This is a genomic window from Brevibacterium epidermidis NBRC 14811 (assembly GCF_001570805.1).
In the GTDB taxonomy this organism is placed as follows: Bacteria; Actinomycetota; Actinomycetes; order Actinomycetales; family Brevibacteriaceae; genus Brevibacterium; species Brevibacterium epidermidis.
The window spans coordinates 252,018-275,291 of sequence record NZ_BCSJ01000018.1 but is presented as its reverse complement, the minus strand read 5'-3'; the positions used below and the strand labels follow the sequence as shown (position 1 = coordinate 275,291).

The window sequence follows — 23,274 nt, the reverse complement described above, 5'->3', positions numbered from 1 at the left end:
CCCTGACGGGGATCTTTGCGATCTCGTCCGGCTCGACGTTGCCCGGGTGGGTCTCCAAGGCGACGAAGTCGGCGAGCTTGCCGCGGGTCAGCGTCCCCTTGTCCGCACCCTGACCCGAGGCTTTCGCGGCCTCGACCGTGTAGGCAGCGATCGCCTCATCGACGCTCAGGCATTCGGAGGCCGAACCCATGACGTCCCCGTCGCGGGTCATGCGGGTGACATACGCTTCGATTCCGCGCAGCACATTGCCGTCGGCGCACGGACGGTCAGAGCTGCCGGCCATCGGCACACCCGCATCGACGAACGACTTCGCCCGGTAGATCAGATGCCGGCGGTCCGGTCCGAGCGAAGCGTTCATCCCGTCGCCGATGCCGTCGGCGAACGCCGCCTGCGGAGTGACGACGATTCCGTGCTCGGCCAGAGTCGCCAGATGCTCGTCATGGACCAGAGCGGCATGCTCGATCCGGTTGGGCACCGCCCGACGGCCATAGCGCTTCTGGGCCTCCACGATATTGGCGATCGCGGCATCCACGGCGGCATCGCCGATGGCATGCACGGCCAACGACCAGCCGGAGGCATAGGTGTCGAGGATCTGCTGACGCAGCACCTCCGCGTCGTCTTGCAGATAGCCGGGGTGGTCCTTGCCCGCATAGTTCTCCCGCAGCGCCGCGGTCTCGCCGGATAGTGCACCGTCCATGAAGAACTTCACGGGCCCGATCGAGATGAGATCATCGCCGAGGCCGGTGCGCAGTCCCGCATCCAGACCGATGCCGAACCCGTCGGCGGAGTTCGCCGCGATCGGGTGCAGACCATCGGCCTGCGGCATGAGCTGAGCCCGGGCCCGCAGCTTGCCCTCCTCCCGGGCGCGCAGATAGCCGCTGATCTCGATGGGGGAGTGGCCGATCCAGCCATAGGCGATTCCGCATTCGCCGAAGGACGTGATTCCTTCCTTCGCGTAGTAGGCCGTCGCCAGATCGAGGGCGTCGACGACGGTGTCGAGCGAATACGGACGGATGAGGTCCTGCACCAGAGTCTGCGCGGTCTCTTCGATCAGACCCGTGGGATGTCCGGCCGCGTCACGCACGACCTTCCCGCCGACCGGCTCCTCGAAACCGGGGTCAAGGATCCCCGCCCGACGCATCGCCTCGGTATTGGCGATCGCGGCGTGGCCGGACGTCTGCCGCATGAACAAGGGACGGTCTCCGGTGATCTCGTCGAGACGCGCCAGATCCGGATACTGCCCGTCATAGTCACGGTGGGCATACCCCGTGGCCTCGATCCATTCCCCGGACGGAGTCGTCGCCGCGGCCTTCTCGAGCGCCGCGTACACATCCGGCAGACCGCCTGGCAGCGCCGTGACATCGACCGAGGCCAAAGTGAGACCGAACCACGTGGTGTGGCAGTGGACGTCGTTGAAGCCCGGCAGCACCGTCGCCCCGCGCAAGGATTCGACCCGATCGGCCTCGATGCCGTCGAGCTCCTCGTCGAAGCCGATGATCCGGTTGCCCCACACCCCGATCTTCTGCGCCCGCGGGCGCGTTGGATCAAGAGTATGAGCGTCCAGGTCGGTGAAGATCGCGTCGATTCTCATATGGCCACCTTAATCAGATTCGCTTGACCTCGCCCCGAGAGTTCACGGCAGGCGCGCCCCGCGCACGGCCGGATCCGTGATGCAGTGGACGAGCGAGAGCCCCTTGTGTTCCAGCGCCCGTTCGAAGGCATCGCGGAAGTCTTCGGTGCGTTCGACGCGGATTCCGAGTCCGCCGAAAGCCGTGGCCATCGCAGCGAAGTCCGGGTTCTGCAGCGCCGTGGCGGTGGCCCGGCCCGGGTATTCGCGGTCCTGATGGCCGCGGATCGTGCCATAGACCGAATTGTCGTTGAGCACCACGGTGATATCGGCGCCGTACTGGACGGCCGTGGCCATCTCCTGCCCGTTCATGAGGAAGTCCCCGTCGCCGGCGATGCAGAACACGGATCGTTCCGGATGGACGAGCGCGGCGGCGACCGCGGCCGGCAGCCCGAATCCCATGGATCCGTTGCGCGGGCCCAGCGCCGAGGGGAACCCGTGCGTGGGCAGGAACCGAGTCGCCCAGCCGGAGAAGTTCCCCGCCCCGTAAGTGATGATCGCGTCCGTCGGCAGCAGGTCCTTAACATGGACGAATGCTTCGTCCATGTCGACGAACCCCGCCGAGGCGGCCGACCCTGACGTGCTCACCTGCGGTTTCCGCCACGCCTCGAGCTCGGCCCGGGCCTCGGCGACCCAAGCCGGCAGCGGCACGGCCTCCCCGGCCGCCTCGGACAGGGCATCACCAAGCGGCGGTTCGTCGATCGAGCCGTCGGAGGACACCGAATACGTGCGGGTTCCCTCCTCGGTGAACAGGGACTGGGCGAACCGGCCGACCGAGGTCACGATGTGCTGGTCGAGCCGACCGAAGTGACCGTGCGCATCGGCATCGGGGCCGATGACGACGGTGCGCTGGTCGACGCCGTTGCTGAATCCATCGGTGGCCACGTCCGTGCGAACACAGCCTAGGAAGATGTGCAGGTCCGCCTCGGCGAAGACCCTCTTCGCGACGGGGGAAGCACCGTAGCCCAAGATGCCGAGGAAGTTCGGACTGTCGTGGTCGATGCCGTCATAGGCACGGAAGGTGCCGAGCACTCCGAGGCCGCGGTCGCGTGACCACTGGGCGATGCGCCGTGAGGTCGACGGCGACCAGTCCTCGCCGCCGATGATGAGCACGGGACGGTCGGCGGCGGTGATGCGGGCGCGCAGCTCCGTGACGTCCCCGGCATACGGTGAGGCCGAACCGTGCACGCGAGGGGGCAGCACCGTTCCCGAACTCGGGCGGACGAGGACCTCTTCGGGCAGACCGACGATGACGGGACCGGGCCGCCCGGTCGCGGCGGTGTGCATGGCGTCGACGACCACCTCGGCGGCCTTATCGGGGTCATCGAGGGTGAGCACCTTCTTCGCGGTCGAGGAGAACCAGCCGTCCAGATCGAATTCCTGGAAGGATTCGCGGCCGCGATGATCGGTGGGGATGAGGCCGACGAAGACGACGAGCGGGGTCGCATCCTGGTAGGCGGTGTGGACTCCGACCTTGACGTTCGCCGCACCGGGACCACGCGTGACCATGGCGATGCCGGGCACTCCGGTCATCCGCCCCTCGGCGACGGCCATATATGCGGCCCCGCCCTCCTGGCGGCAGACGATCGGGGTGATAGCCGAATCGCGGAGTCCGTCGATGACGTCGAGATACGACTCGCCGGGAACCAGATAGGTGCGAGTGACTCCGTGTTTTTCGAGTTCCTCGACGATGAGATGACCTGCAGAAAGAGACGCGGAGGTGTCCATACCCCATGCTTATCATCATTTCGCCTCCTGTGGTTGTCTCAACTGCCCACCACCCTGCCCATTCGAAACTGTGAGGTCGTATGATCGTGCAACAACGGAATCAGTACGGTCCGCCGGCTGAGCCCGTGAGCAGGAAATCCACACCGGACCGGGGTGGGGACTGAGACTGACAGCCAGGAGGCTCTCGCATGACCGGAATCGACTCCGACCAGGCAACGGCGCAGGAGTTTGAGCCCACCGACCTCGGCGGCGGCCGCAGGCACGGTCGCGTCGGAGCCCCCTCGACGCCGCGCCGGGCGCAGCTCGAACGGGATCCGGGAATGCCGGCGAGCACGTGGCGGCTGCGTTCGGATTCGTGGGAGTATCTGAAGTTCGCGATCAAACGGCTGGCCGTCAGCGGCGGCGACTTCTCGATGATCGCCGAAGACGGTGAAGTGTGGCGCTCGCTGCGCTCGCTGAAGACGATCGAGCTCTACTGGGGTGGTTTCGGTCAGCGCTATGTCGAGGAGATCACCGACCTGCTCTCGAACGGCGAGTTCGATCGGGCCCACGACATGATCACACGTGCGGTCAATCGGCTGCGCGGAACCACCGTGCCCGACACCGGTGAAGACGACCTCACCGAGGATGAGCGCGCCGAACTCAAGGACCGACAGGACACCCGTCCCCGCTTCGAGGTCCTCATCGTCGACGAGACCACCGAGGGCGGCCGCGATGAGCTGCATACGGATCTGCTCAAGCTCCGCAACGCCTCCGACCAGTTCATCTACGACTACGTCATCGTGCCCACCGCCGACGATGCGGTGGCCGCGGCCCTGACGAACCCGAATCTGCTCGCCTGCGTCATCCGCCCCGGATTCACCGACAACACCCGCGAGGTGCTCAGCCGTGACCTGCGCGATTCCATCGAATTCGCACACACTTCGACGAAGGAATCGCCGACGGCGCCGATGAGCCCGCTCAACTCGGTGCGTCGTGTGCTGCGTTTGGCCGATACTCTGGCGAACCTGCGCCCCGAGCTCGACCTCTACCTCATGGCCGGTGCGCATATCGAAAGCCTCGCCGGTGCCCTGACCCACCGGTTCCGCCGCGTCTTCCGCCGCGAGGACCAGTTCGAACTCCACCTGTCTCTGCTGCGCCGCATCCAGCACCTCTACGACACCCCGTTCTTCGACGCGATCCGTGAGCATGCCCGCCGCCCGGCCGGAGTCTTCCACGCACTGCCCGTCTCTCGCGGCGGCTCCGTCGTCGGTTCGAAGTGGATCGGGGACTTCGTCGACTTCTACGGACTCAACCTGCTGCTGGCCGAATCCAGTGCCACCTCCGGCGAACTCGATTCCCTGCTGGCTCCGGTGCACACGCTGAAGAAGGCACAGCTGCTGGCTGCGCGGGCCTTCGGCGCCAAGCGCACGTACTTCGTCACGAACGGCACGTCGACGGCGAACAAGATCGTCCACCAGGCCGTCGTCTCACCCGACGAAGTCGTCATGGTCGACCGCAACTGCCACAAATCCCACCACCATGCGCTCATGCTCACCGGTGCCCGCACTGCCTACCTCGAGGCGTACCCGCTCAACGATGTGGCCTTCTACGGCGCGGTGCCGCTGAGCCGGATCAAGCAGCTGCTGCTCGACTATCGGGCCGCCGGCCGCCTCGACGAGGTGCGGATGATCACCCTGACCAACTGCACCTTCGACGGCATCGTCTACGACCCCTACAAGGTCATGTCCGAATGCCTGGCGATCAAACCCGACCTCGTCTTCCTCTGGGACGAAGCCTGGTTCGCCTTCGCCCGGTTCCACCCGGTCACCCGCAAACGCACCGCCATGGTCGCCGCAGAGACCCTCGAGGAGAACCTCGCCACCAACGCCCACGCAGCGGCGTACCGCGAGCAGCAGAAGCGCCTGTTCGATCCCGCGACCGGTGCCCCGGCCCCCGATTCGGTGTGGCTGGAGGAGGACCTGCTGCCGCCGCCTGACGCGACGATCCGCGTGTACGCGACCCAGTCGACGCATAAGACGCTGACCGCGCTGCGCCAGGGGTCGATGATCCACGTCTTTGATCAGGAGTTCTCCACCGGCGCCGAGGAGGCCTTCCACGAGGCGTACATGACCCACACCTCGACGTCGCCGAACTACCAGATCCTCGCCTCCCTCGACCTCGGTCGCAGGCAGGTGGAGATGGAGGGCTTCGCACTCGTGCAGAAGCAGCTCGACCTGGCGATGAGCCTGTCGTCGGCGATCGCGCGTCACCCGCTGCTGAAGAAGACGTTCAAGGTGCTCACCGCCGCCGACCTCATCCCGGAGGAATACCGAGTCACGGATCGGACGATGCCGCTGCGCGATGGGCTCTCGACGATGTGGGACGCCTGGGTCCGCGACGAATTCGTCGTCGATCCCAGCCGAATCACCGTCGAGATCTCGGGCACGGGAGTCGACGGGGACACGTTCAAACACGAACACCTCATGGACCGTTACGGCATCCAGGTGAACAAGACGAGCCGGAACACAGTGCTGTTCATGACGAACATCGGCACCTCACGCTCGGCCGTCGCCTACCTCATCGAGGTGCTCGTCAAGCTCGCAGGAATGTTCAACGACCCGCATGAGCTGCGCAACGAGGATGCGCTGACCGAGCCGGCGGCAGTGATGCCGCCGCTGCCGGACTTCAGCGCGTTCGCCCCCGACTACGCCGCCGAGGTGCCCGCCGACGACCCATCGAAGCAGCTGCCCGACGGCGACCTGCGCACCGCCTACTATGCGGGTCTGCGTCGCCAGAACATCGAGCACGTGCTGCCGCATGAGCTGAGACGCCGCGTCGAGAACGGGGAACAGCCGGTCTCTGCCGGCTTCGTCACCCCGTACCCGCCCGGGTTCCCGGTGCTCGTGCCCGGACAGATCATCACCGTCGAGGTGCTCGACTTCATGTCCGCACTCGACACCCGTGAGATCCACGGCTATGACCCGCACCTGGGCTACCGCGTCATCCTCAAAGAGGTCCTGGGGAACTGAGCGAACGACTGAGCGCCCCAACACACCTGCAGAGGTGAGTTGGGGCGCTCAGCTGTCGGCGACGCGGTGACTATCCCAGCTGGCCGGGATTGAGCACGCGGGAGAGGAAGTCCTTCGTCCGCTGCTCCTGTGGATTGCCGATGACATCCTTCGCCGGGCCCTCCTCGACGACAACTCCGCCGTCCATGAAGACCACGCGGTCGGCGACCTGACGGGCGAACTCCATCTCGTGGGTGACCACGACCATCGTCATCCCCGCCTCGGCAAGGTTGCGCATGACCTGGAGGACATCACCGACGGTCTCGGGGTCGAGCGCCGAGGTGGGCTCGTCGAAGAGCATGACGTCGGGATCCATGCTCAGTGCTCGGGCGATTGCCACGCGCTGCTGCTGCCCGCCGGACAGCGAGCCGGGCTTCGCCTCCATCTTCTCCGACAGGCCGACCTTCGCGAGGTTTTCTTCAGCGACCTTGTTGGCTTCGGCCTTCGACCGTTTCAGCACCTTGGTCTGAGCGACCGTGAGGTTCTCGCGCACCGTGAGGTGGCCGAAGAGGTTGAACGACTGGAAGACCATGCCGATGCGGGTCCGGGCTGCATCGATGTCGAGGTCGAGATCGGTCATGTCCATGCCGTCGACGACGATCGACCCGCCGGTCGGCGTCTCGAGGGTGTTGATGCATCGAAGCATCGTCGATTTGCCCGAGCCAGAGGGCCCGATGACGCAGACGACCTCGCCCTTGTCGACGTCGAGGTTGATATCGGTGAGGACCTGGTTCGTCCCGAAGCTCTTCTGCAGGTTGCGGATCGCGATGATCGGTGTCTGGGTCGCGGCTTGTGCTGTGGTGGTCATCATTTCACTCCAGAATCTGCGGAACCGTACTTCTTCTCCAACACCCGTGACAGGTACGACAGCGGGATCGTGATGATGAGATAGCACAGCGCGATGACGATGAACGGGGTGAGGTTCGCGGTGTTGACGATCTCGGCGCGGCCGAGTGCGGCGAGCTCGCGGCCGTCGACCGAGGAGCCGAGGATATAGGCCAGTGAGGAGTCCTTCGCGAGCAGGATGAGCTCGTTGGTCAGGGGAGGCAGGATGATGCGCATCGCCTGCGGCAGGACGATTGTGAACATCGCGCGCGATGATGACATGCCCAACGACCGTGCGGCCTCGATCTGACCCTTCGGCACGGCTTGGATGCCGGCGCGGATCGTCTCGGCCATATATGCCGAAGACACGAGGCCGAGGGCGATCATGATGATGACGAGCTGCGGCAGGTTGAATCCGGGGAAGGCGACGGGCATTCCGAAGCCCAGGACGAGGAAGACGACGAGGGCGGGCAGGCCGCGGAAGAACTCGATGTAGATCGTCGCCAGCCAGCGGTAGACGCCGACAGAGGACAGGCGCATGAGTGCGACGAACAGGGCGATGACGAGGCCGAGTGCGAAGCCGAGGAACGTGTAGACCACGGTGTTCTTCAGAGCCATCGTGATGACGTCGGGGAACATGCCAGCGGCGATGTCGACGCGGCCGAACGAGTCGATGAGTGTCGGCCAGTCGGCGAAGATCGCGATGAGGGCCGCGATGACGATGAGGATGGCGTATTGGATGCCGCGGGAGAGCTTCGCCTTCTGGCGTTTGCTCATCCTGGCTTTCGGGGTGGCGGAGGCGGCCGGGACGGCGGGGCCGGTCTGGCGGCCGTCCTCGTTCGCTGTGTGAACTGACATGGTTGTCCTTCGAAAAAAGCTGTGGCGGGGGTGCCCGCCGGAATGCGTGCCGTGAGAGACGGAGAAGACTCAGGCAGGTCGGTCGAACTCAGCCGAACGGGCGGCCAGCTGCGACGACGAATCGCAGCGGGCCGCCCATTCGCGGTCGATCACTTCGGAGCGTCGCCGAACCACTTCTTGTAGATCTTGTCGTACTCGCCGTTGTCCTTGATCTCCTTGATCGTGTCGTCCACGGCCTTCTTCATCTCGCTGTTGCCCTTCTTCATCGAGATGCCGTAGTGCTCATCGGTCTTGATATCGAAGCCGACAGCGAAGCCCTTGTTCTCGGTGTTGTAGTTGTAGAGCACGCCGTTGTCGTTGATGACGGCATCGACCTGACCGGTCTTGAGCGCTTCGAGCGAGAGCGGCAGATCTTCGTAGGTGATGACCTCGGAATCCTTGAAGTGTTCGTTGGCGTAATCGAGACCCGTGGTGCCGGCCTGGGCTGCGATCTTGAAGCCCTTGAGCGCCTTCTCGTCCTTCGCCTTCTTGTCGGCCTTCGTCAGAATCGCCTGGTTCGCATCGAAGTATGGCTCGGAGAAGTCCGTGGCTTCCTCTCGTTCAGGCGTGATCGTCGTCGCGGCGGCCGCGACATCGCACTTGTTCTGGTTGAATTCCGCGCCCGAGGTGATCGTCTCGAACGAGGTGTTGATGATCTCCTGTTCGACGCCGAGCTTCTTTGCGACGGCATCGACGATGTCGACGTCGAATCCGACGACCTCGCCGTCCTTCTCGAACTGGAACGGCTGGTAGGACAGGTGTGTGCAGGTGGTCAGCTTGCCTTCCTTGACGAGGGGGACTCCGCCCTCGGCAGTCGCTGCAGGTTCGGAATCGCCTCCGCCGCCGCAGGCGGACAGGGCGAGCATGGCGCCGGCGGCCACAATGGCCAGGCTCGGGCGTCGTTTCATGGTTCCTCCAGGGGATCGGTGACGGCCTCGTCACGCAAACGGAATGCCCAGGCATCCGTGTCTGGGCAATGTCTGAGAGGAATCCTACCGTGAACTGAGTCACATTCATGTCGCTTCGATGATCGCCGAGGCGGTTGTGACGAAATCGTAGTCAACATCGTGGCCATGAATGCAGAGAAGCCCGACCAGCGAAGTCGTTGGTCGGGCCCTCGGGCCGTGGAGCGAGCTTGGCTCGGCAGGCTCAGCTGAGCTGATCCTCCATGTCGAGGTCAGAGGTGTCCTTTGCCAGCCACAGTGCGATGATCGTGACGATCGCCGCGGCGATGATGTAGAGACCGCAGTAGAAGATCGACCCGCCTTCGGCCTGCCACAGTGCGACCATGGCGAACGGTGCGGGACCGGCTCCGATGACGCTGGACATGTTGTAGGAGATCGCCGAACCCGTATAGCGGACATTGGCGGGGAAGAGCTCCGGCAGGTAGGCGGCCATCGGTCCGAAGGTCAGGCCCATGAGGATGAAGCCGACGATGAGTCCGATGATGACGCCCGGCGTCCCTGCATTGAAAAGGGTGTTGACGACGAGTCCGTAGGCGGCGATGAGCACGGTCACGCCCAGGAGCATCTTCCGACGACCCAGCTTCTCAGCCAGAGGTCCGGAGACGACGGTGAAGATGCCGAAGAAGACGACCCCGATGATGAGGTAGGTGAGGAACTCGTTCTTCGAGTACCCCAGCCCGGCGACGAAACCTGCGGGATCGAAGGTCTTCCCTGCCGCCTCGGCGGCGGTCTGGGCCTGCTCAGGGGTTGCCGGTGAGGTGCCGTAGGTGAGGGTGAACGCGGTCATGAAGTAGAAGATCACGTAGGTCGCGAGCATGATGAACGTGCCGAGGATGAGCGGTTTCCAGCTCGTGGCGAAGACCCGTCCGAGCGGGGCCTTCGAGATCTGCTGCTTCTGCGCGACGAGCTGGAACGCCGGGGTCTCCATGAGTGACATGCGGACATAGAGGCCGACGGCCACGAGCAGGGCCGAGAGCAGGAACGGAATGCGCCAGCCCCAGGCGAGGAACGCTTCGGGGGAGGTCCAGGTGCCGAGGGCGACGAAGAGCAGGTTCGCGATGATGAAGCCGACGGGCGCGCCGAGCTGCGGGAAAGTACCCCAGATGGCGCGCTTGCCCTTCGGGGCATTCTCGGTGGCCAGCAGCGCCGCGCCCGACCATTCGCCGCCGAGGCCGACTCCCTGGCAGAAGCGCAGGAGGACGAGGAACAGCGGAGCGAGAACGACCCAGCCCGGGGTGCTTGCCGTCGGCAGGAGTCCGATGAGGAAGGTGCCGATGCCCATGATGAGCAGGGAAGCGATGAGCGTCTTCTTCCGGCCGATGCGGTCACCGAAGTGGCCGAAGATGATCGAGCCGAGGGGGCGGGCGACGAAGGCGACGCCGAAGATCGCGAACGAGCTCAGCAGCTGAGTCGTCGATGTCTGATTGGGGAAGAAGAGGGCCGGGAAGACCAATGAGGAGGCCGTGGCGTAGGCGTAGAAATCGAAGAATTCGATCGTGGTGCCGACCATCGAGGCGGTCAGGACCTTGCCGCGGGTGTTGTTCTTCCGAGTCGCTGCGATCGCGTCGTCGTCGACTCCGGGTGCCGAGGAGGGATTCTCCGGCTGTGTTTCGGTGGACATGGTGGTGGTGCTCCGCTGTTTCGTGAGTGCAGGCACGGGCGGGTGGTCCGTGCCAATGGAAAAGGCCGTCGGCGCTGTGACAGGCACAGCGTCGACGGCGACGAATCGACAGTACGCTCGTCTCACAAAACGTGATTTCCGAGTCTCACCAACTGGGATTACTTGGTGGTCGGAGTGTTCTGGGCAACTCGGATGGGCGGTCAGCTCTTCGCAGTCACCTCGGTGATCGTCACCTTCTCCTTGGGCGCGCCGTCGCCGGCACCGTTGTCCGTGCCCTTGGCCGCGAGGTCGGCGACGGTCTTCGTGCTCTTCTCGTCGAGCTGTCCGAACACGGTGTAGTCCGGCGGCAGTGAGCTGTCGTCGTAGACGACGAAGAACTGGGAGCCGTTCGTGTCGGGACCGGAGTTCGCCATGGCCAGAGTGCCCGCCGGGTAGGTCTCGGAGCCGTCGAGCTCATCGGCGAACGAGTAGCCGGGACCGCCTGTGCCTGTGCCCGTGGGGTCACCGCACTGGAGGACGAAGATGCCCTCGGTGGTCAGGCGGTGGCACTCGGTGTCGTCGAAGTACTTCTGCTTCGCCAGCGACAGGAAGCTGTTGACGGTGCACGGGGTGCGATCGGCGTCCAGGGTGGCGGCCAGGTCGCCTGCCGAGGTCGCGATGGTGGCCGTGATGGTGCCCTTGGCCTCCGGTTCCTCTGCGGGTGCTTCGACGTCCTTCGCCGCGGACTGCGAATCGGCGGGGTATGAGCACGTTCCCGCCGCGGCCGAGGAGTCAGATTCTCCGGAACCTTCTGCGGAATCCCCCTCGGAATCAGACGAACCGCATCCGCTCAGCAGCAGAAGAGCGAGGACGGCGAAAGCAGCGAGGGTCAGCAGAAGGGCCGACTTCGGGCGACGGGTCGATTCATCAGAGTGGCGGGTTAGGGCATGAGAGCGACTCTGCGCGAGGTGATCCATGCGTTCATCGTATCGGCACTTTCAGCGAGAAACGGGTCCAGCGTCGAGACACGGGCGTGCACACGCGTGTCTCGACACTCAACCCGTTTCTCTGCGGTCAGGTCTCGACGGAGGTGCGGGTGCTCGGGTCGGGGGAGCCGCCTCGGCGAAGGAAGATCGCAACGGAGATGACGATGAGCCCGGACACGCACAGGCCCACACCCACCCACGCCGGTGCACGGTAGCCGAGGCCGGCGGTGATGACGATTCCGCCGAGCCACGCGCCGAGCGCATTGGCGAGGTTGAAGGCGGCATGGTTCATGGCCGCTGACAGGCTCGGGGCGTCATGGGATTCGCGGAACAGACGCATCTGCAGGGCCGTGGTGATCATCGACCCCGAGACGCCGATGAGGAAGAGCGCGATGATGGCAACGGCCGCGATGTGGGTGAAGGCGCCGAAGGCGGCGAGCACGAGGGCCGAGAGGATCATGCCGCCGGTCGCCGAGCGTTCGATGGACTTGTCGACCAGAGGCCCGGCGATCAGCGAGCCGGCGGTCATGCCGAGGCCGTAGACGGCGAGCACCCACGGGATCGCGACGCTGGGGACGCCGGCGACGTCGGTCATCGTCGGGGTGATGTAGGTGTAGACGGCGAACATTCCGCCGAAGCCCACGGAACCGGCAACGAGGGTGAGGATGATCTGGACCCGGCCGAGAGCCTTGATCTCGCCGCGGGCCGAAGGCACCTCACCGGCACCGACGCTCACTCGCGGAACGGCGATGGCGACCATGATGACGGTGAGCACTCCGAGCGCGGCGACGAGGGCGTAGGCGCTTCGCCATCCGAACATATTGCCGAGGGCTGCGGCGAAGGGCACGCCGAAGATGTTCGCGATCGTCAGGCCGAGCATCACGCGTGACATGGCTCGGCCGCGTCGGTTGGCCGGGACGAGGGAGGCGGCGACGACGGCTCCGATGCCCAGGTAGGCTCCGTGCGGCAGACCGGAGACGAAGCGCGCGATGTTGAACAGCGTCGCGGTCGGGGCGAGCATCGAGGCGAGGTTGCCCAGAGCGAAGAGGCCCATCATGCACAGGAGCAGCAGCTTGCGGTCCATGTGCGCGGCGATGGTCGTGATCAGCGGTGCGCCGACGACGACGCCGATCGCATAGAACGACACCGCATGCCCGGCCTGGGGGACCGTGATGCCCAGTTCCTCGGCGATCATGGGCAGCAGGCCCATGGTCGCGAATTCGGTCACTCCGATGGCGAAAGCGCCGATCGCCAAGGCGAAGACGGCGAACTTGTAGACTCCGCGGGAGACCGGGGCATCACTCATAGGGCTCCTTCAAGGGGAAAAGCGGGATCGGCGAGGCAACCGCACCAGCCTATTGCCCACAGACTTTCCTCGGAACCCCTGAGGACGCAATGTGACGATTCGAACAGCCTCAGTCGGCTGGGGCTTCCTCCGCCTCGTATTCGGCCAGGGCCTGGGAAGCGACGGAGAAAGCGGTGTTCGCGCTCGGCACGGAGCAGTAGATCGCGGACTGGAGGAGGACCTCCTTGATCTCGTCGCGGGTGAGTCCATTGCGCAGCGCGGCCTTGACGTGCATGGCCAGTTCGGCTTCGTGGCCGCCGGCGATCATGGCCGTGAGCGTGATCGCCGAGCGCATGCGACGTTCGAGTCCCGGTCGGGTCCAGATCTCTCCCCAGGCGTAGCGGGTGATGAGGTCCTGGAAGTCGGCCGTGAAGTCATCGACCTTCGCATTCGCGCGGTCGACGTGGGCGTCGGAGAGCACCTGCCGTCGCACGGTCATTCCGGCCTCGCGCACGTCGTCGCGGCTGGCTTCCCTCGGTCCGGAAGCGGTCGGAAGTTCGGTCTCCGAAACTCCTGCGGCGGCCGCGCCGACCCCGCCCGTGCCGCCGGCACCGGCGCCGAGTCCCTTTCCCTGCAGAAAGTCAGCGAGCAGACCCGCGGTCACGACCGGAGCCTCGGCCGGGACGAGGTGGGCGGCACCGTCGATGACCTCGAGGAGCGCGCCGGGGACCTCGCCTGCAATCTCGGCGAGCTTCGTCGCCGGAGTCGGCTGGTCCTGAGACCCGGCGACGGCTAGCAGCGGCCTCGTGATCTCGGGCAGGCGCGAGCGGACGTCGAAGTCGGCCAGCGCGTAGCAGAGAGCGGCATAGGAAAAGCGGTCGGCGTCCTGAAGAGAATGCAGGAGTGCGGCCGAGGCCTCCGGTTCCCGGTCCATGAACCCTTCACCGAACCAGCGCTGTGCCGAACCGATGACCTGAGTCGGGGTGCCCGAGGTCGCCACGGTCTGTGCCCGTTCCTCCCACGCCGAGGCCTCACCGATCTTCGCGCCCGTGCAGAAGACAGCGATGCGGCCGAAGCGGTCTCCGTGGTCGAGCGCCAGCTGCAGGGCGGTGGCACCGCCGATCGAATCACCGGCGAGGTCGACGGGAGCGCCGGGGGCGGCCACATCGGGAAGGACCCGGTCCAGGGTGCCCAGGACCGCCTCGGCGAGGTCGAACATCGTGATTCGCGGGGCCACCGAGGTCCCCGCAGGGACGTCGATCGGAACCGAACGACCGTGACCGGGCAGGTCGATGCCGATGACCGTCGTCTCCGGACTGAGCGCGGTCAGTTCGGTGGCGGCCTGCTGCCACAGAGCTGCTACGGAGGTGCCCAGCGAGGGCAGGACGACGAGCACCCGGGCGTCGGCGGCAGGGGCGGCGGGGGCGGCAAGGACGGATGCGGTGAGGTCCATGGATGTCACTTTCTTCGGTCGGCTCTCAAATCGGAATACGGGTCTCAGTCGAAGGACGGCAGGTCGATCTCCTGCGGTCCGGAACTGTCGATGGTCGCCAGGATGGTGCGGCGGATGTCCTCGGCCTCACCGAGGTAGGACTCGGGGGTGAAGAATTCCTCGATTCCGTCCTCGTCGCCGATCTCGGCGCGCAGCGCTGCGACAGGATCGGAGCCGGGGGCGATGATGGCTGCGCGAGTGTCTTTGTCGATCCGGTCGCCGAAGACGATGCCGAGCTTCTCCCCATAGATCCCGGGGGAGGCGGCGTCGAGGTTGACGCGCATGGCCTCGGCGTTGACCCGCAGGCCCGCGATCATCTCGTCGAGGATGATGAGCGAGGAGATCGCCAGGGTCATGAGCTCGGACAGGGCCGGCCATTCGGCATGCCAGGCGCCGTCGGAGCGTTCTTCGATGGCTTCGGCGGCGGCCGTGGTCAGAGTGGACAGCGCTCCGGGGACGCGCATTCCGTTGCGGTGGAGCAGCACCGCCGAGGTGGGGTTCGACTTGTGCGGCATCGTCGAGGACCCGCCGGTGGAGGCCAGGGACAGCTCACCGATCTCGGGACGCACGCCGATGAGGACGTCGCGGGCGATGGACGCCCCGACGGTGACGCATTGGGCGAGGTGGGAGCCCCAGGAGAGAATGCGGACGCGATCGGTGTGCCAGGGAACGGGGATCTGGGTGAGTGCCGCATCGGGGCCGACCATCTGGACGTGGAATTCGCGCAGCAGGGATTCGGTGGAGTCGCCGGCGAACCAGCGGATCGCGGCACGGGTGCCGGCGGCCCCGCCGACCTGCACATAGTCGACGTAGGGCGCCTGCCCCTGGACTTCATTGACCTCGGCGGCCCAGGCTGCGGCCTTGAGTCCGAAGGTCGTCGGCAGGGCCGGCTGGGTGAGGGTGCGGGCCAGACACAGGGTCTGGGCGTGAGCGTCGGAGAGTTCGACGAGGGAGGCGCCGATGACTTCGAGGCGTGCCTGCATCTGTCGAACGACGCGGGAAACGAGCAGACCGATCGCCGTATCGATGACGTCTTGGCTGGTCAGTCCCCGGTGCAGGCAGCGTGAGGCTTCGGAAGAGAGCCGGGAGCGGACGAGAGCGAGGAACGGGATGAGCGGGTTGCCTCCGGATTCGGCATCCTCGCCGAGGGTCTGCAATTGGGTGGGATCGTCCGTGAGCGTGCGGATCGTGGCATCGATGGCGGCGGCCACCTCGGCGCGGATCTCCGACGACACCAGCCCCACCCGTCCCTGCGCGACGATCCATGCGGTCTCGACTTGGCCGATCGCAGTGATGAACGCGGCGTCGTCGATGGCTTCGGATCCGCGCAGATCGCCGGGGGCGAAGAGGAACCGGGTGTGGGCGGTGTCGGTCATGTCGCGTCAGTCCTCGTGGCTGGGGAAACGGAGGAAGGGGGTTTCCTCCTCACCCTGCAACCGTATGTCGAAGTGCAGCGATCCGTCAGCCCCTCGAGTGGCGATGAGGCGGGAGCGCTCGTCGTCGTCGAGCGAGGACAGGAGAGGGTCGGCGGCCAGGGCCGCGGTGTCCTCGGGCAGGTAGATGCGGGTGAACAGGCGGTTGAGCAGCCCGCGGGCGAAGATGACGACGCTGATGAAGGGGGCCTTGCCCGCCTCGGTGGGGCCGGGATCGACCGTGGAGAAGCTGAACTCGCCTTCGGGGTCGACGGCGGCGCGGCCGAAGCCGGTGAAGGTGAAGCCGTTGCGGCGCAGCGATCCCGTCTCGCGGGGGACAGCGCCGTGCTCATCGGGCTGCCAGATCTCGAGGATGGCATCGGGGACCGGGTCACCGGCTCCGTCATAGACGGTTCCTGTCAGCTGCACGGCGCGAGCCGAGCCGGGCGGGACGAGCTCATTATCGTGCTCGAACGGCAGCGCATAGCCGTAGAACGGACCGACGGTCTGGCCCGGGGTCGGTGTGAGATCAGGGGTCGTGGGGGTGTCAGTCATCGTCCTCTTCTTCCATCCAGGTCCGGTTGGCGCCGGTGAGCACGATGTCCCAGTTAAAGCCCATGAGGAATTCGTGCTCGGTGATGTTGTGGTCATAGGTCGCGACCAGGCGGTCGCGGGCCTTCTGGTCGGTGATCGACTGGTAGATCGGGTCGAGCGCGAAGAGCGGATCGCCTGGGAAGTACATCTGAGTGATCATCCGCTGTGTGAACTCGGATCCGAAGAGCGAGAAGTGGATATGGGCCGGTCGCCAGGCGTTGTGGTGGTTCTTCCACGGGTAGGGGCCGGGCTTGATCGTCGTGAATGAATAGGAGCCGTCGTCGCCGGTCAGGGTGCGTCCGACGCCGGTGAAGTTCGGGTCGATCGGGGCCGGGTGCTGGTCGCGTTTGTGGATGTAGCGGCCGGCCGAGTTCGCCTGCCAGATCTCGACGAGCTGGTTGCGCACGGGGCGTCCTTCGCCGTCGAGGACCCGACCGGTGACGCGGATGCGCTCGCCGATGGGTTCGCCGTCGGCCTGGATGGTGAGATCCGATTCGAGGGTGCCGATGTCCCGGTGTCCGAAGGCGGGGGAGAAGAGCTCGATCGTCTCCGGGTCGGTGTGGCGGGGGTCCTTCGTCGGATGGCGCAGGATCGAGGACCGGTAGGGCCGGTAGTCCAGGCGGGGCTGGGTCTCGGGCTTCTTGCCGCCCGCGACGTCCTGCTTGTACTGCGCTTCGATGCCGTCGATCTCGGCGGACAGCGTCGCCTGGGATTCTGCGGCGTCGTCGGGGCCCTTCAATTCGTCGGCGTCCGAGTTCTGTTGTGCACTCATCGTCGAACCTTTCTGCTGAGGTTGAGGTCGTGGTGGGGTCGTGGCGGCTCAGCCGTGTGGCCAGCCGGTGTAGCACTCGGCCAGGTAGCGGCGACCGTGGTCGGATTCGAGGATGGATCGGAGCTCGCCGAGGCTGCGCTTCGTTTCGAAGGCATCCTGAGTCGGGTCGGTGTGGAGCATCCGTGTCATCTGGTAGGAGAAGTTCTGGGCCTTCCAGACGCGCTTGGTCGCGGTCTGCGAATAGCCGGCCAGCGCCTCGGCGTCGGATTCCTTGAGCGCCTTGATGAGGGCGGGTGCGAGTACTGCGACGTCAGCGAAGGCGAGGTTGAGGCCCTTCGCTCCGGTCGGCGGGACCGTGTGGGCGCTGTCGCCGGCGAGGAACATCGATCCGTGCTGCATCGGCTCGGTCACGGCCGAACGGAAGGGCAGCACGGTCTTGTCGAAGATTGGCCCGGTCTTGAGCTCGAAGCCGTCGGGGCCGTCGACGCGCGCCTGGAGTTCGCTCCAGATCCGGTCGTCGGACCAGTCGGCCACGTCGGTGTCGGGGGAGGCCTGGAAGTACATCCGCTGGACGTTCGAGCTGCGCTGGGAGATGAGTGCGAATCCGCGTTCGGAGCGGGAGTAGATGAGGACTTCGTGGCTGGGCGGGGCTTCGCAGAGGATGCCGAACCAGGCGAAGGGGTACTCGTGGAAGAACCGCTGTCGGGTGTCGTCCGGGATCATCGAGCGGCAGGGTCCGCGGGAGCCGTCGGAGCCGACGACGTAACGGGCGTCGATGCGCAGTTCCTCGCCGTCGGAGGTGGTGGCGGTGACCCATGGGCGTTCGGTTTCGATATCGCCGATGCGGGTGTCCGTGACCGAGTAGTAGATGGGGCGGCCGGTTCGTTCGCGGGCGGCGGAGAGGTCGACGAAGATCTCATTCTGGGGGTAGAGCCAGACGGATTCGCCGACGAGTTCGGGGAAGTCGAAGTGGTTCGAGGTGCCGTTGACTCGGATGTCGATGCCGTCGTGGCGGTGCCCGTCCTTGTGGACGCGGGATTCGACGCCTGCGGCCTCGAGCATGCGCACCGATCCTGCTTCGAGGATTCCGGCGCGGTGGGTGTGGGCGATATCGTCGCGGCTGCGATTGTCGATGACGACGGATTCGATGCCTGCGTTGTGCAGCAGGTGCGCGAGCATGAGTCCCGCGGGTCCGGCGCCGACGATCGCGACCTCTGTCTGAAGTTGTGCCACTTTGGCCTCCTTGCCTTCTCTCTTCTCAACAGTGTGCTCCCAGTCACGGACGTGAGGCGACGACGTTCTCAATGAATGGGAGATGTGCGGTGCTGGCGGCGCTCCTTGTCGCTCATGGTTGACTGATCCCCGATTGTTGAGCAAAATAGGCCACTGTTGTGTTCGTCAGCGAACCTGCCGTGAACAGAAAGCAGCTCAATGATCATTACCGGACTTATAGTCGGCCTCGTCCTCGGATTTGTGTTCCAACGTGGGCGTTTCTGTGTGACCGGGGCCTTCCGCGACCTCACCCTGACGGGGAACACGCGGTGGTTCTCCGCCCTCATCGTGCTCATCGCCGTGCATTCCATCGGCCTGTTCCTGCTCAACAGCTTCGGAGTCATCACCCTCGAGGCGACGCCGTTCCCATGGCTGGCCTCGATCGTCGGCGGACTGATCTTCGGTTGGGCCATGGTCTACGCCGGAGGCTGCGCGACTGGCACCTACTACCGGGCCGGTGAAGGACTCGTCGGCAGCTGGTTCGCCCTCATCTTCTACGCCCTCTTCTCCGCGGTGATGAAGCTCGGCCCGCTCGCCGGCTTCACCGAGGGCATCCGCGGGATCACCCTGGACAACGGCAGCCTGCAGGCGAGCACCGGCATGAGCCCCTGGGTCTTCGTCGCCATCATCTCTGCAGTGGCGATCTGGCTGACCGTCCACCATGCCCGCAAACTCAAGACTCCGATGGCCACCCTGCCTCCGCGCAAGACAGGCCTGGCGCACCTGCTCACCGAGAAGCGCTGGAACCCCTTCGCCACAGCCGTGGTCATCGGCATCATCGCCACGATCGCCTGGCCGCTCTCCGCCGCCACGGGCCGCAACTCGGGTCTGGGCATCACCACCCCCTCGGCGAACCTCGCCGGATACCTCACCACGGGTGACACGCAGCTCATCGACTGGGGCGTCATGCTCGTCATCGGCATCCTTGTCGGCTCCTTCATCGCAGCAAAGGCCTCCGGCGAGTTCCGGGTCCGCGTGCCGGACAAGAGCGTGATCATCAAGTCGATCATCGGCGGTATCGGCATGGGCGTCGGCGCAGCCATCGCCGGCGGCTGCACCGTCGGCAACGCGATGGTCTCGACCGCACAGTTCGAATACCAGGGCTGGGTGTCTATGGTCTTCATGATCGTCGGCTCCGGAATCGCAGCCAAGGTCTCCATCAAACCGAAGAAGTCGCAGGCCGCAGCGCCCGCGGAAAGCAGGACAGTATGAAGCAAGTACTCGAAACCGACGGCCAGGTCTGCCCCTTCCCCCTCGTCGAAGCCAAGGATGCGATGACCGGTCTCGAGGCCGGTGACGAACTCGTCATCAACTTCGACTGCACTCAGGCCACCGAGGCGATCCCGCAGTGGGCCGCCGAGAACGGCTATCCCGTCACCCACTTCGACCGGGTCACCGACGCCAGCTGGACCATCACCGTCCAGAAGGCCTGACTCACGGAAGAACCCAGCCACATCGGCCGGCGCAGCTGAAAAGCTGCGCTGGCCGATGTGCATTGTCAGTGCCGATGTCTAGACTCGAGGCATGAAGATCACGGTTCTCGAAGGCGATATCACCGAGGTGGCCGTCGACGCGATCGTCAACGCCGCGAATTCGTCTCTGCTTGGTGGCGGCGGAGTCGACGGAGCCATCCACCGCGCGGCTGGTCCCGCGCTGCTCGAAGCCTGCCGCGAGGTCAGGCAGACCACCCATGTGCGCGGTCTGCCGCCGGGTCAGGCCGTGGCCACCTCGGCGGGGGATCTGCCTGCCCGCTGGGTCATCCACACGGTCGGACCGAATCGGAACGCGGGTGAGGCGGACCCGGAGATCCTCGAGTCCTGTTTCGAGTCGAGCCTCAACCTCGCCGAGGAGGTCGGAGCCTCTTCGATCGCGTTCCCCGCCATCGGCGGCGGAGTCTACGGCTGGTCGCCCAGAGACGTCGCCGAGGCGGTTCACAGCGTCATCGTCGACGGACGGTCCCGCGGGCGCTGGGAATCGATCGACGAGCTGCAGTTCGTCCTCTTCAGCGATCAGATGACCAGCGTGTTCTGCCAGGTCTTCGACCACGATCAGTGGTGATGGCATGCAGGTCAACAGAGTCATCCCGGACATCGCAGTCGACGATCTCGACACCGCTCGGGAGTTCTATGCGGGCTTCCTCGGGCTGAGCGACGAGGAGTTCAACCTCGGCTGGGTGGCACGCTTCACCTCTCCGGAGACCGGCGCCAGCGTGCAGGTGCTCACCGAGGATGAGACCGGGCACACGAATCCCGTGGCTTCGGTGCTCGTCGAAGACGTCGACGTTGCCTTTGCTGAAGCACAGGAGCAGGGCATCGAGATCGTCCACCCGCTCACTGACGAGGAATGGGGAGTGCGACGGTTCTTCGTCCGCGCACCCGATGGCAACGTGTTCAATATCGTCGCGCACTCTCGCTGATCAGGAACGCCGGATCCGGTGCACGATCGTCAGCGTCAGCGCGGTGACGGCGCATCCGGCGGCGATGAGCAGCGGGACCCCGGAGACGATCGCCTCGATGACATATTCGGGTCCGGTCTGGAGGATCGGGCCGACGACCTTGACGAAGAGGAAGCCGAGGACGCCGAGGAAGAGGAACAGCGCCGCACTCTTGCCGACCACCTGCAGGGGCTGCGGAGACTGATAGATCTGGGTTGTGCTCATGGTCGATCACCTGATGTTTTCGTCCACGGTCCAAACCTTTTGGGCTGTGCCTGCAACGCTACTCCTGCAGTCAGAGTGTGCACTGGGTGATCGGAGGACGTTCGATGGGAGTCGGTTCCGATCAGTGAGGAGCGCCTCCGCCTGGCCGGACCAGCCCCGTCTCATAGGCGAGCACGATGAGCGCCGCTCGGTCCCGAGCGTCGAGGCGAGTGAGCAGTCGGCTGACATAGGTGCGAGCCGTGGCGGGGCTGAGGAAGAGTTCGGCGGCGATCTCGTCATTGGTCAGTCCGCGCCCGATTCCGCTGAGGACCTCGACTTCCCGTTCGGTCAGCTCATCGAGCCCATGGCCGTCCGGATCGGAGGAGTGTCCCTCGGCGACGGCCCGCATGACCGCAGCGGTGATCGATGGCGACAGCAGGGCGTCACCGGCGGCGACCGTGCGGATTGCCGAGCGCAGATCGTCGGGGGAGACGTCCTTGAGTAGGTACCCGGCGGCACCCGCCCGGATAGCCGCGAAGACGTTCTCGTCCTCGTCGAAGGTGGTGAGTATGAGAACCCTGACCCCGTTCAGCGCATCGTCGGCGACGATCGCCTGCGTCGCCTCGATTCCGTCCATGACGGGCATGCGGATGTCCATGAGCACGACATCGGGGCGCAGCTCCCGCACATGCGACAGTCCTGATCTCCCGTCCGTCGCCTCGGCGACGACCGTGATGTCTCCGTCGCGTTCGGCCAGGGGCCGCAGTCCGGCCCGGACGAGTTCCTGATCGTCGACGATGACGACGCGAATCGTCTCGGTCATTCGTTCTCCTCAACCTCGATCGGCAGACGCGCGATCACTTCAAATCCTTCAACGTTCGGTCCAGCAGCGAGGCGACCCCCGAGCAGCCCCGCCCGTTCCGTCATCCCGCGGATGCCGGCACCAGGCTCCGAGCCCGTGGTTCCGCCGACACCGTCATCGACAATGCGTACGATGAGTTCGTCGCCTTGCACCTGAGCAGAGACCTGGGCCGCGCTCGCCCCGGAATGGCGGAGCACGTTCGTCACCGACTCCTGGACGATTCGAAATGCCGCCGCATCGACGGCTCGCGGCAGCCGTGCCGGATCGACACCGAGGTCGACCGTGACGTCGAGGCCGGCGGCTCGGGCCGCCTCGATGACGGTGGAGATCGAAGCCAACCCCAGCGCCGAGGCAGGTCCCGGGTCGGTCACACCTGCGGACTCCTCGCGGAGGACCTTGACCGTGCGACGCAGTTCCCGCAGTGCCTCCGAGGTCGCACCGCGCACCCGTTCGAGTGCGGCCGCGCGGTCGTCCGGATCCACGGCCTCGGCCGCCACTGAGGTGTGCAGGGAAGCCACGGACAGGGTATGGCCGATCGTGTCGTGGAGGTCGCGGGCGATGCGCACTCGTTCGGAGTGCATCCGCGCCTCGGCGGCTCGGGACTCCTCGGCAGTGGTGAGGGCGGCGATGCGCGCCGACTGCGTACGGGTCTCCCGGACCAAACGGACCACGGACCCCAGGGCGATCGCGGCGGCTGCCAGGGCAAGTTCGGTGACGAAGCCGTACCCGGTCAGTTGGGCGCGCGGATCGAGGTCATCGAACCGGTAGAACGTCGACACGGCAATCAAGACCGCGGCACCGAGCACCGCCCATGAGGTGCGCCGCACCTCGGCAGTCGAGTAGAGGGCACCGACCGCGGGCAGGACCATGCCGATCGGCGGCAGATTCAGAGCGTAGTAGGCGAAGATCCCGAACACGGTCACGGCCAGAACGGTCAGCGGCAGACGGCGACGCAGGAGCATCAGGGCACCGAAACCGATCGCCCAGGCGACGCCGGGCAGCGGGGAGGACTCGGCATCGGCGGCGATGACCAGCGAGATCACCAGGGTCACCGCAACAGCCAGGGAGGCATCAGTCAGCCACGGTTCGAGGCGCTCGCGCTCTTCACCCGTCTCACTCACATCTGCCGAACCCATAGTCCAAGACTACGGAGCAAACGCGTCCGCCGCAGTCGTTCGGCGTCGATCGGGCAACCGCCTCCAGGCGACTCGAGCCTCGCCTCGGGGCGGGAGGAACTGACGCCTCAGCGTCGATGTGGCAGATCCGGCC

General features: G+C 65.7%; 21 protein-coding genes. 5 read left to right on the top strand and 16 right to left on the bottom strand.

The window, feature by feature from the left end; genetic code table 11:
- Window positions 1-1,591 (bottom strand): amidohydrolase (locus BEP01S_RS15750; protein ID WP_062245180.1); only part of this gene is annotated, 1,591 nt, incomplete at its 3' end.
- 42 nt (window positions 1,592-1,633) lie between these two features.
- Window positions 1,634-3,355 (bottom strand): thiamine pyrophosphate-dependent enzyme, encoded by a 1,722-nt coding sequence (locus BEP01S_RS15745; protein ID WP_062245177.1) that lies wholly within the window; start codon window positions 3,353-3,355, stop codon window positions 1,634-1,636.
- A gap of 188 nt (window positions 3,356-3,543) precedes the next feature.
- Here BEP01S_RS15745 and BEP01S_RS15740 point away from each other — a divergent pair, with 188 nt between their 5' ends.
- A complete protein-coding gene (locus tag BEP01S_RS15740) occupies window positions 3,544-6,366 on the top strand; it encodes an aminotransferase class I/II-fold pyridoxal phosphate-dependent enzyme (protein WP_062245173.1) in 2,823 nt (940 codons plus the stop codon).
- Between the two features lie 70 nt (window positions 6,367-6,436).
- Here BEP01S_RS15740 and BEP01S_RS15735 read toward each other — a convergent pair whose 3' ends face one another.
- The 11 genes from BEP01S_RS15735 to BEP01S_RS15685 form a co-directional block, all read right to left on the bottom strand.
- Window positions 6,437-7,213: an amino acid ABC transporter ATP-binding protein gene (locus BEP01S_RS15735; protein ID WP_062245169.1), complete on the bottom strand. Its 777-nt coding sequence runs from the start codon at window positions 7,211-7,213 to the stop codon at window positions 6,437-6,439.
- Window positions 7,213-8,007 (bottom strand): amino acid ABC transporter permease, encoded by a 795-nt coding sequence (locus BEP01S_RS15730; RefSeq protein ID WP_039208192.1) that lies wholly within the window; start codon window positions 8,005-8,007, stop codon window positions 7,213-7,215. The genes BEP01S_RS15735 and BEP01S_RS15730 overlap by 1 nt, the downstream gene beginning before the upstream one ends.
- A 230-nt stretch (window positions 8,008-8,237) precedes the next feature.
- Window positions 8,238-9,035, bottom strand: a complete 798-nt coding sequence (locus BEP01S_RS15725; protein ID WP_062245166.1) for a transporter substrate-binding domain-containing protein — start codon at window positions 9,033-9,035, stop codon at window positions 8,238-8,240.
- 241 nt (window positions 9,036-9,276) lie between these two features.
- Window positions 9,277-10,713 carry an MFS transporter gene (locus BEP01S_RS15720; RefSeq protein ID WP_373277915.1) on the bottom strand — a complete coding sequence of 479 codons (1,437 nt, stop codon included), beginning with the start codon at window positions 10,711-10,713 and terminating at the stop codon, window positions 9,277-9,279.
- A gap of 200 nt (window positions 10,714-10,913) precedes the next feature.
- The gene (locus BEP01S_RS15715) at window positions 10,914-11,669 is read right to left on the bottom strand and encodes a peptidylprolyl isomerase (RefSeq protein ID WP_083532768.1); all 756 of its coding nucleotides are present in this window, start codon (window positions 11,667-11,669) and stop codon (window positions 10,914-10,916) included.
- Between the two features lie 97 nt (window positions 11,670-11,766).
- Entirely contained in the window at window positions 11,767-12,984 is a 1,218-nt protein-coding gene (locus BEP01S_RS15710; protein ID WP_062245162.1) for an MFS transporter, read from the bottom strand.
- Between the two features lie 109 nt (window positions 12,985-13,093).
- On the bottom strand, window positions 13,094-14,416 hold the full coding sequence (gene pcaDC / locus BEP01S_RS17360; protein WP_062245160.1) for a bifunctional 3-oxoadipate enol-lactonase/4-carboxymuconolactone decarboxylase PcaDC: 1,323 nt from the start codon (window positions 14,414-14,416) through the stop codon (window positions 13,094-13,096).
- Between the two features lie 44 nt (window positions 14,417-14,460).
- Window positions 14,461-15,831 (bottom strand): lyase family protein, encoded by a 1,371-nt coding sequence (locus BEP01S_RS15700; protein WP_062245156.1) that lies wholly within the window; start codon window positions 15,829-15,831, stop codon window positions 14,461-14,463.
- 6 nt (window positions 15,832-15,837) lie between these two features.
- On the bottom strand, window positions 15,838-16,422 hold the full coding sequence (gene pcaG / locus BEP01S_RS15695; RefSeq protein WP_062245152.1) for a protocatechuate 3,4-dioxygenase subunit alpha: 585 nt from the start codon (window positions 16,420-16,422) through the stop codon (window positions 15,838-15,840).
- Window positions 16,415-17,233, bottom strand: coding sequence for a protocatechuate 3,4-dioxygenase subunit beta (gene pcaH, locus BEP01S_RS15690; protein ID WP_062245150.1), 819 nt, complete (start codon window positions 17,231-17,233; stop codon window positions 16,415-16,417). The genes pcaG and pcaH overlap by 8 nt, the downstream gene beginning before the upstream one ends.
- Window positions 17,234-17,281: 48 nt before the next feature.
- Entirely contained in the window at window positions 17,282-18,466 is a 1,185-nt protein-coding gene (locus BEP01S_RS15685; RefSeq protein ID WP_062245147.1) for a 4-hydroxybenzoate 3-monooxygenase, read from the bottom strand.
- A gap of 198 nt (window positions 18,467-18,664) precedes the next feature.
- Between BEP01S_RS15685 and BEP01S_RS15680 the strand changes: the two genes are divergently transcribed.
- The 4 genes from BEP01S_RS15680 to BEP01S_RS15665 all read left to right on the top strand — a co-directional run bounded on the left by BEP01S_RS15680 (window position 18,665) and on the right by BEP01S_RS15665 (window position 20,921).
- A complete protein-coding gene (locus BEP01S_RS15680; RefSeq protein ID WP_062245143.1) occupies window positions 18,665-19,717 on the top strand; it encodes a YeeE/YedE family protein in 1,053 nt (350 codons plus the stop codon).
- A complete protein-coding gene (locus BEP01S_RS15675; RefSeq protein WP_039207979.1) occupies window positions 19,714-19,938 on the top strand; it encodes a sulfurtransferase TusA family protein in 225 nt (74 codons plus the stop codon). The genes BEP01S_RS15680 and BEP01S_RS15675 overlap by 4 nt, the downstream gene beginning before the upstream one ends.
- A 91-nt stretch (window positions 19,939-20,029) precedes the next feature.
- Entirely contained in the window at window positions 20,030-20,563 is a 534-nt protein-coding gene (locus BEP01S_RS15670) for an O-acetyl-ADP-ribose deacetylase (protein ID WP_062245138.1), read from the top strand.
- 4 nt (window positions 20,564-20,567) lie between these two features.
- On the top strand, window positions 20,568-20,921 hold the full coding sequence (locus BEP01S_RS15665) for a VOC family protein (RefSeq protein ID WP_062245135.1): 354 nt from the start codon (window positions 20,568-20,570) through the stop codon (window positions 20,919-20,921).
- Here BEP01S_RS15665 and BEP01S_RS15660 read toward each other — a convergent pair whose 3' ends face one another.
- The 3 genes from BEP01S_RS15660 to BEP01S_RS15650 all read right to left on the bottom strand — a co-directional run bounded on the left by BEP01S_RS15660 (window position 20,922) and on the right by BEP01S_RS15650 (window position 23,141).
- Window positions 20,922-21,164 carry a hypothetical protein gene (locus BEP01S_RS15660; RefSeq protein ID WP_062245132.1) on the bottom strand — a complete coding sequence of 81 codons (243 nt, stop codon included), beginning with the start codon at window positions 21,162-21,164 and terminating at the stop codon, window positions 20,922-20,924.
- Window positions 21,165-21,285: 121 nt separating this feature from the next.
- Window positions 21,286-21,966, bottom strand: a complete 681-nt coding sequence (locus BEP01S_RS15655; RefSeq protein ID WP_062245129.1) for a response regulator — start codon at window positions 21,964-21,966, stop codon at window positions 21,286-21,288.
- Window positions 21,963-23,141, bottom strand: a complete 1,179-nt coding sequence (locus BEP01S_RS15650; protein ID WP_062245125.1) for a sensor histidine kinase — start codon at window positions 23,139-23,141, stop codon at window positions 21,963-21,965. Before BEP01S_RS15650 ends, BEP01S_RS15655 begins: the two co-directional genes overlap by 4 nt.
- Window positions 23,142-23,274 lie beyond the last annotated feature (133 nt).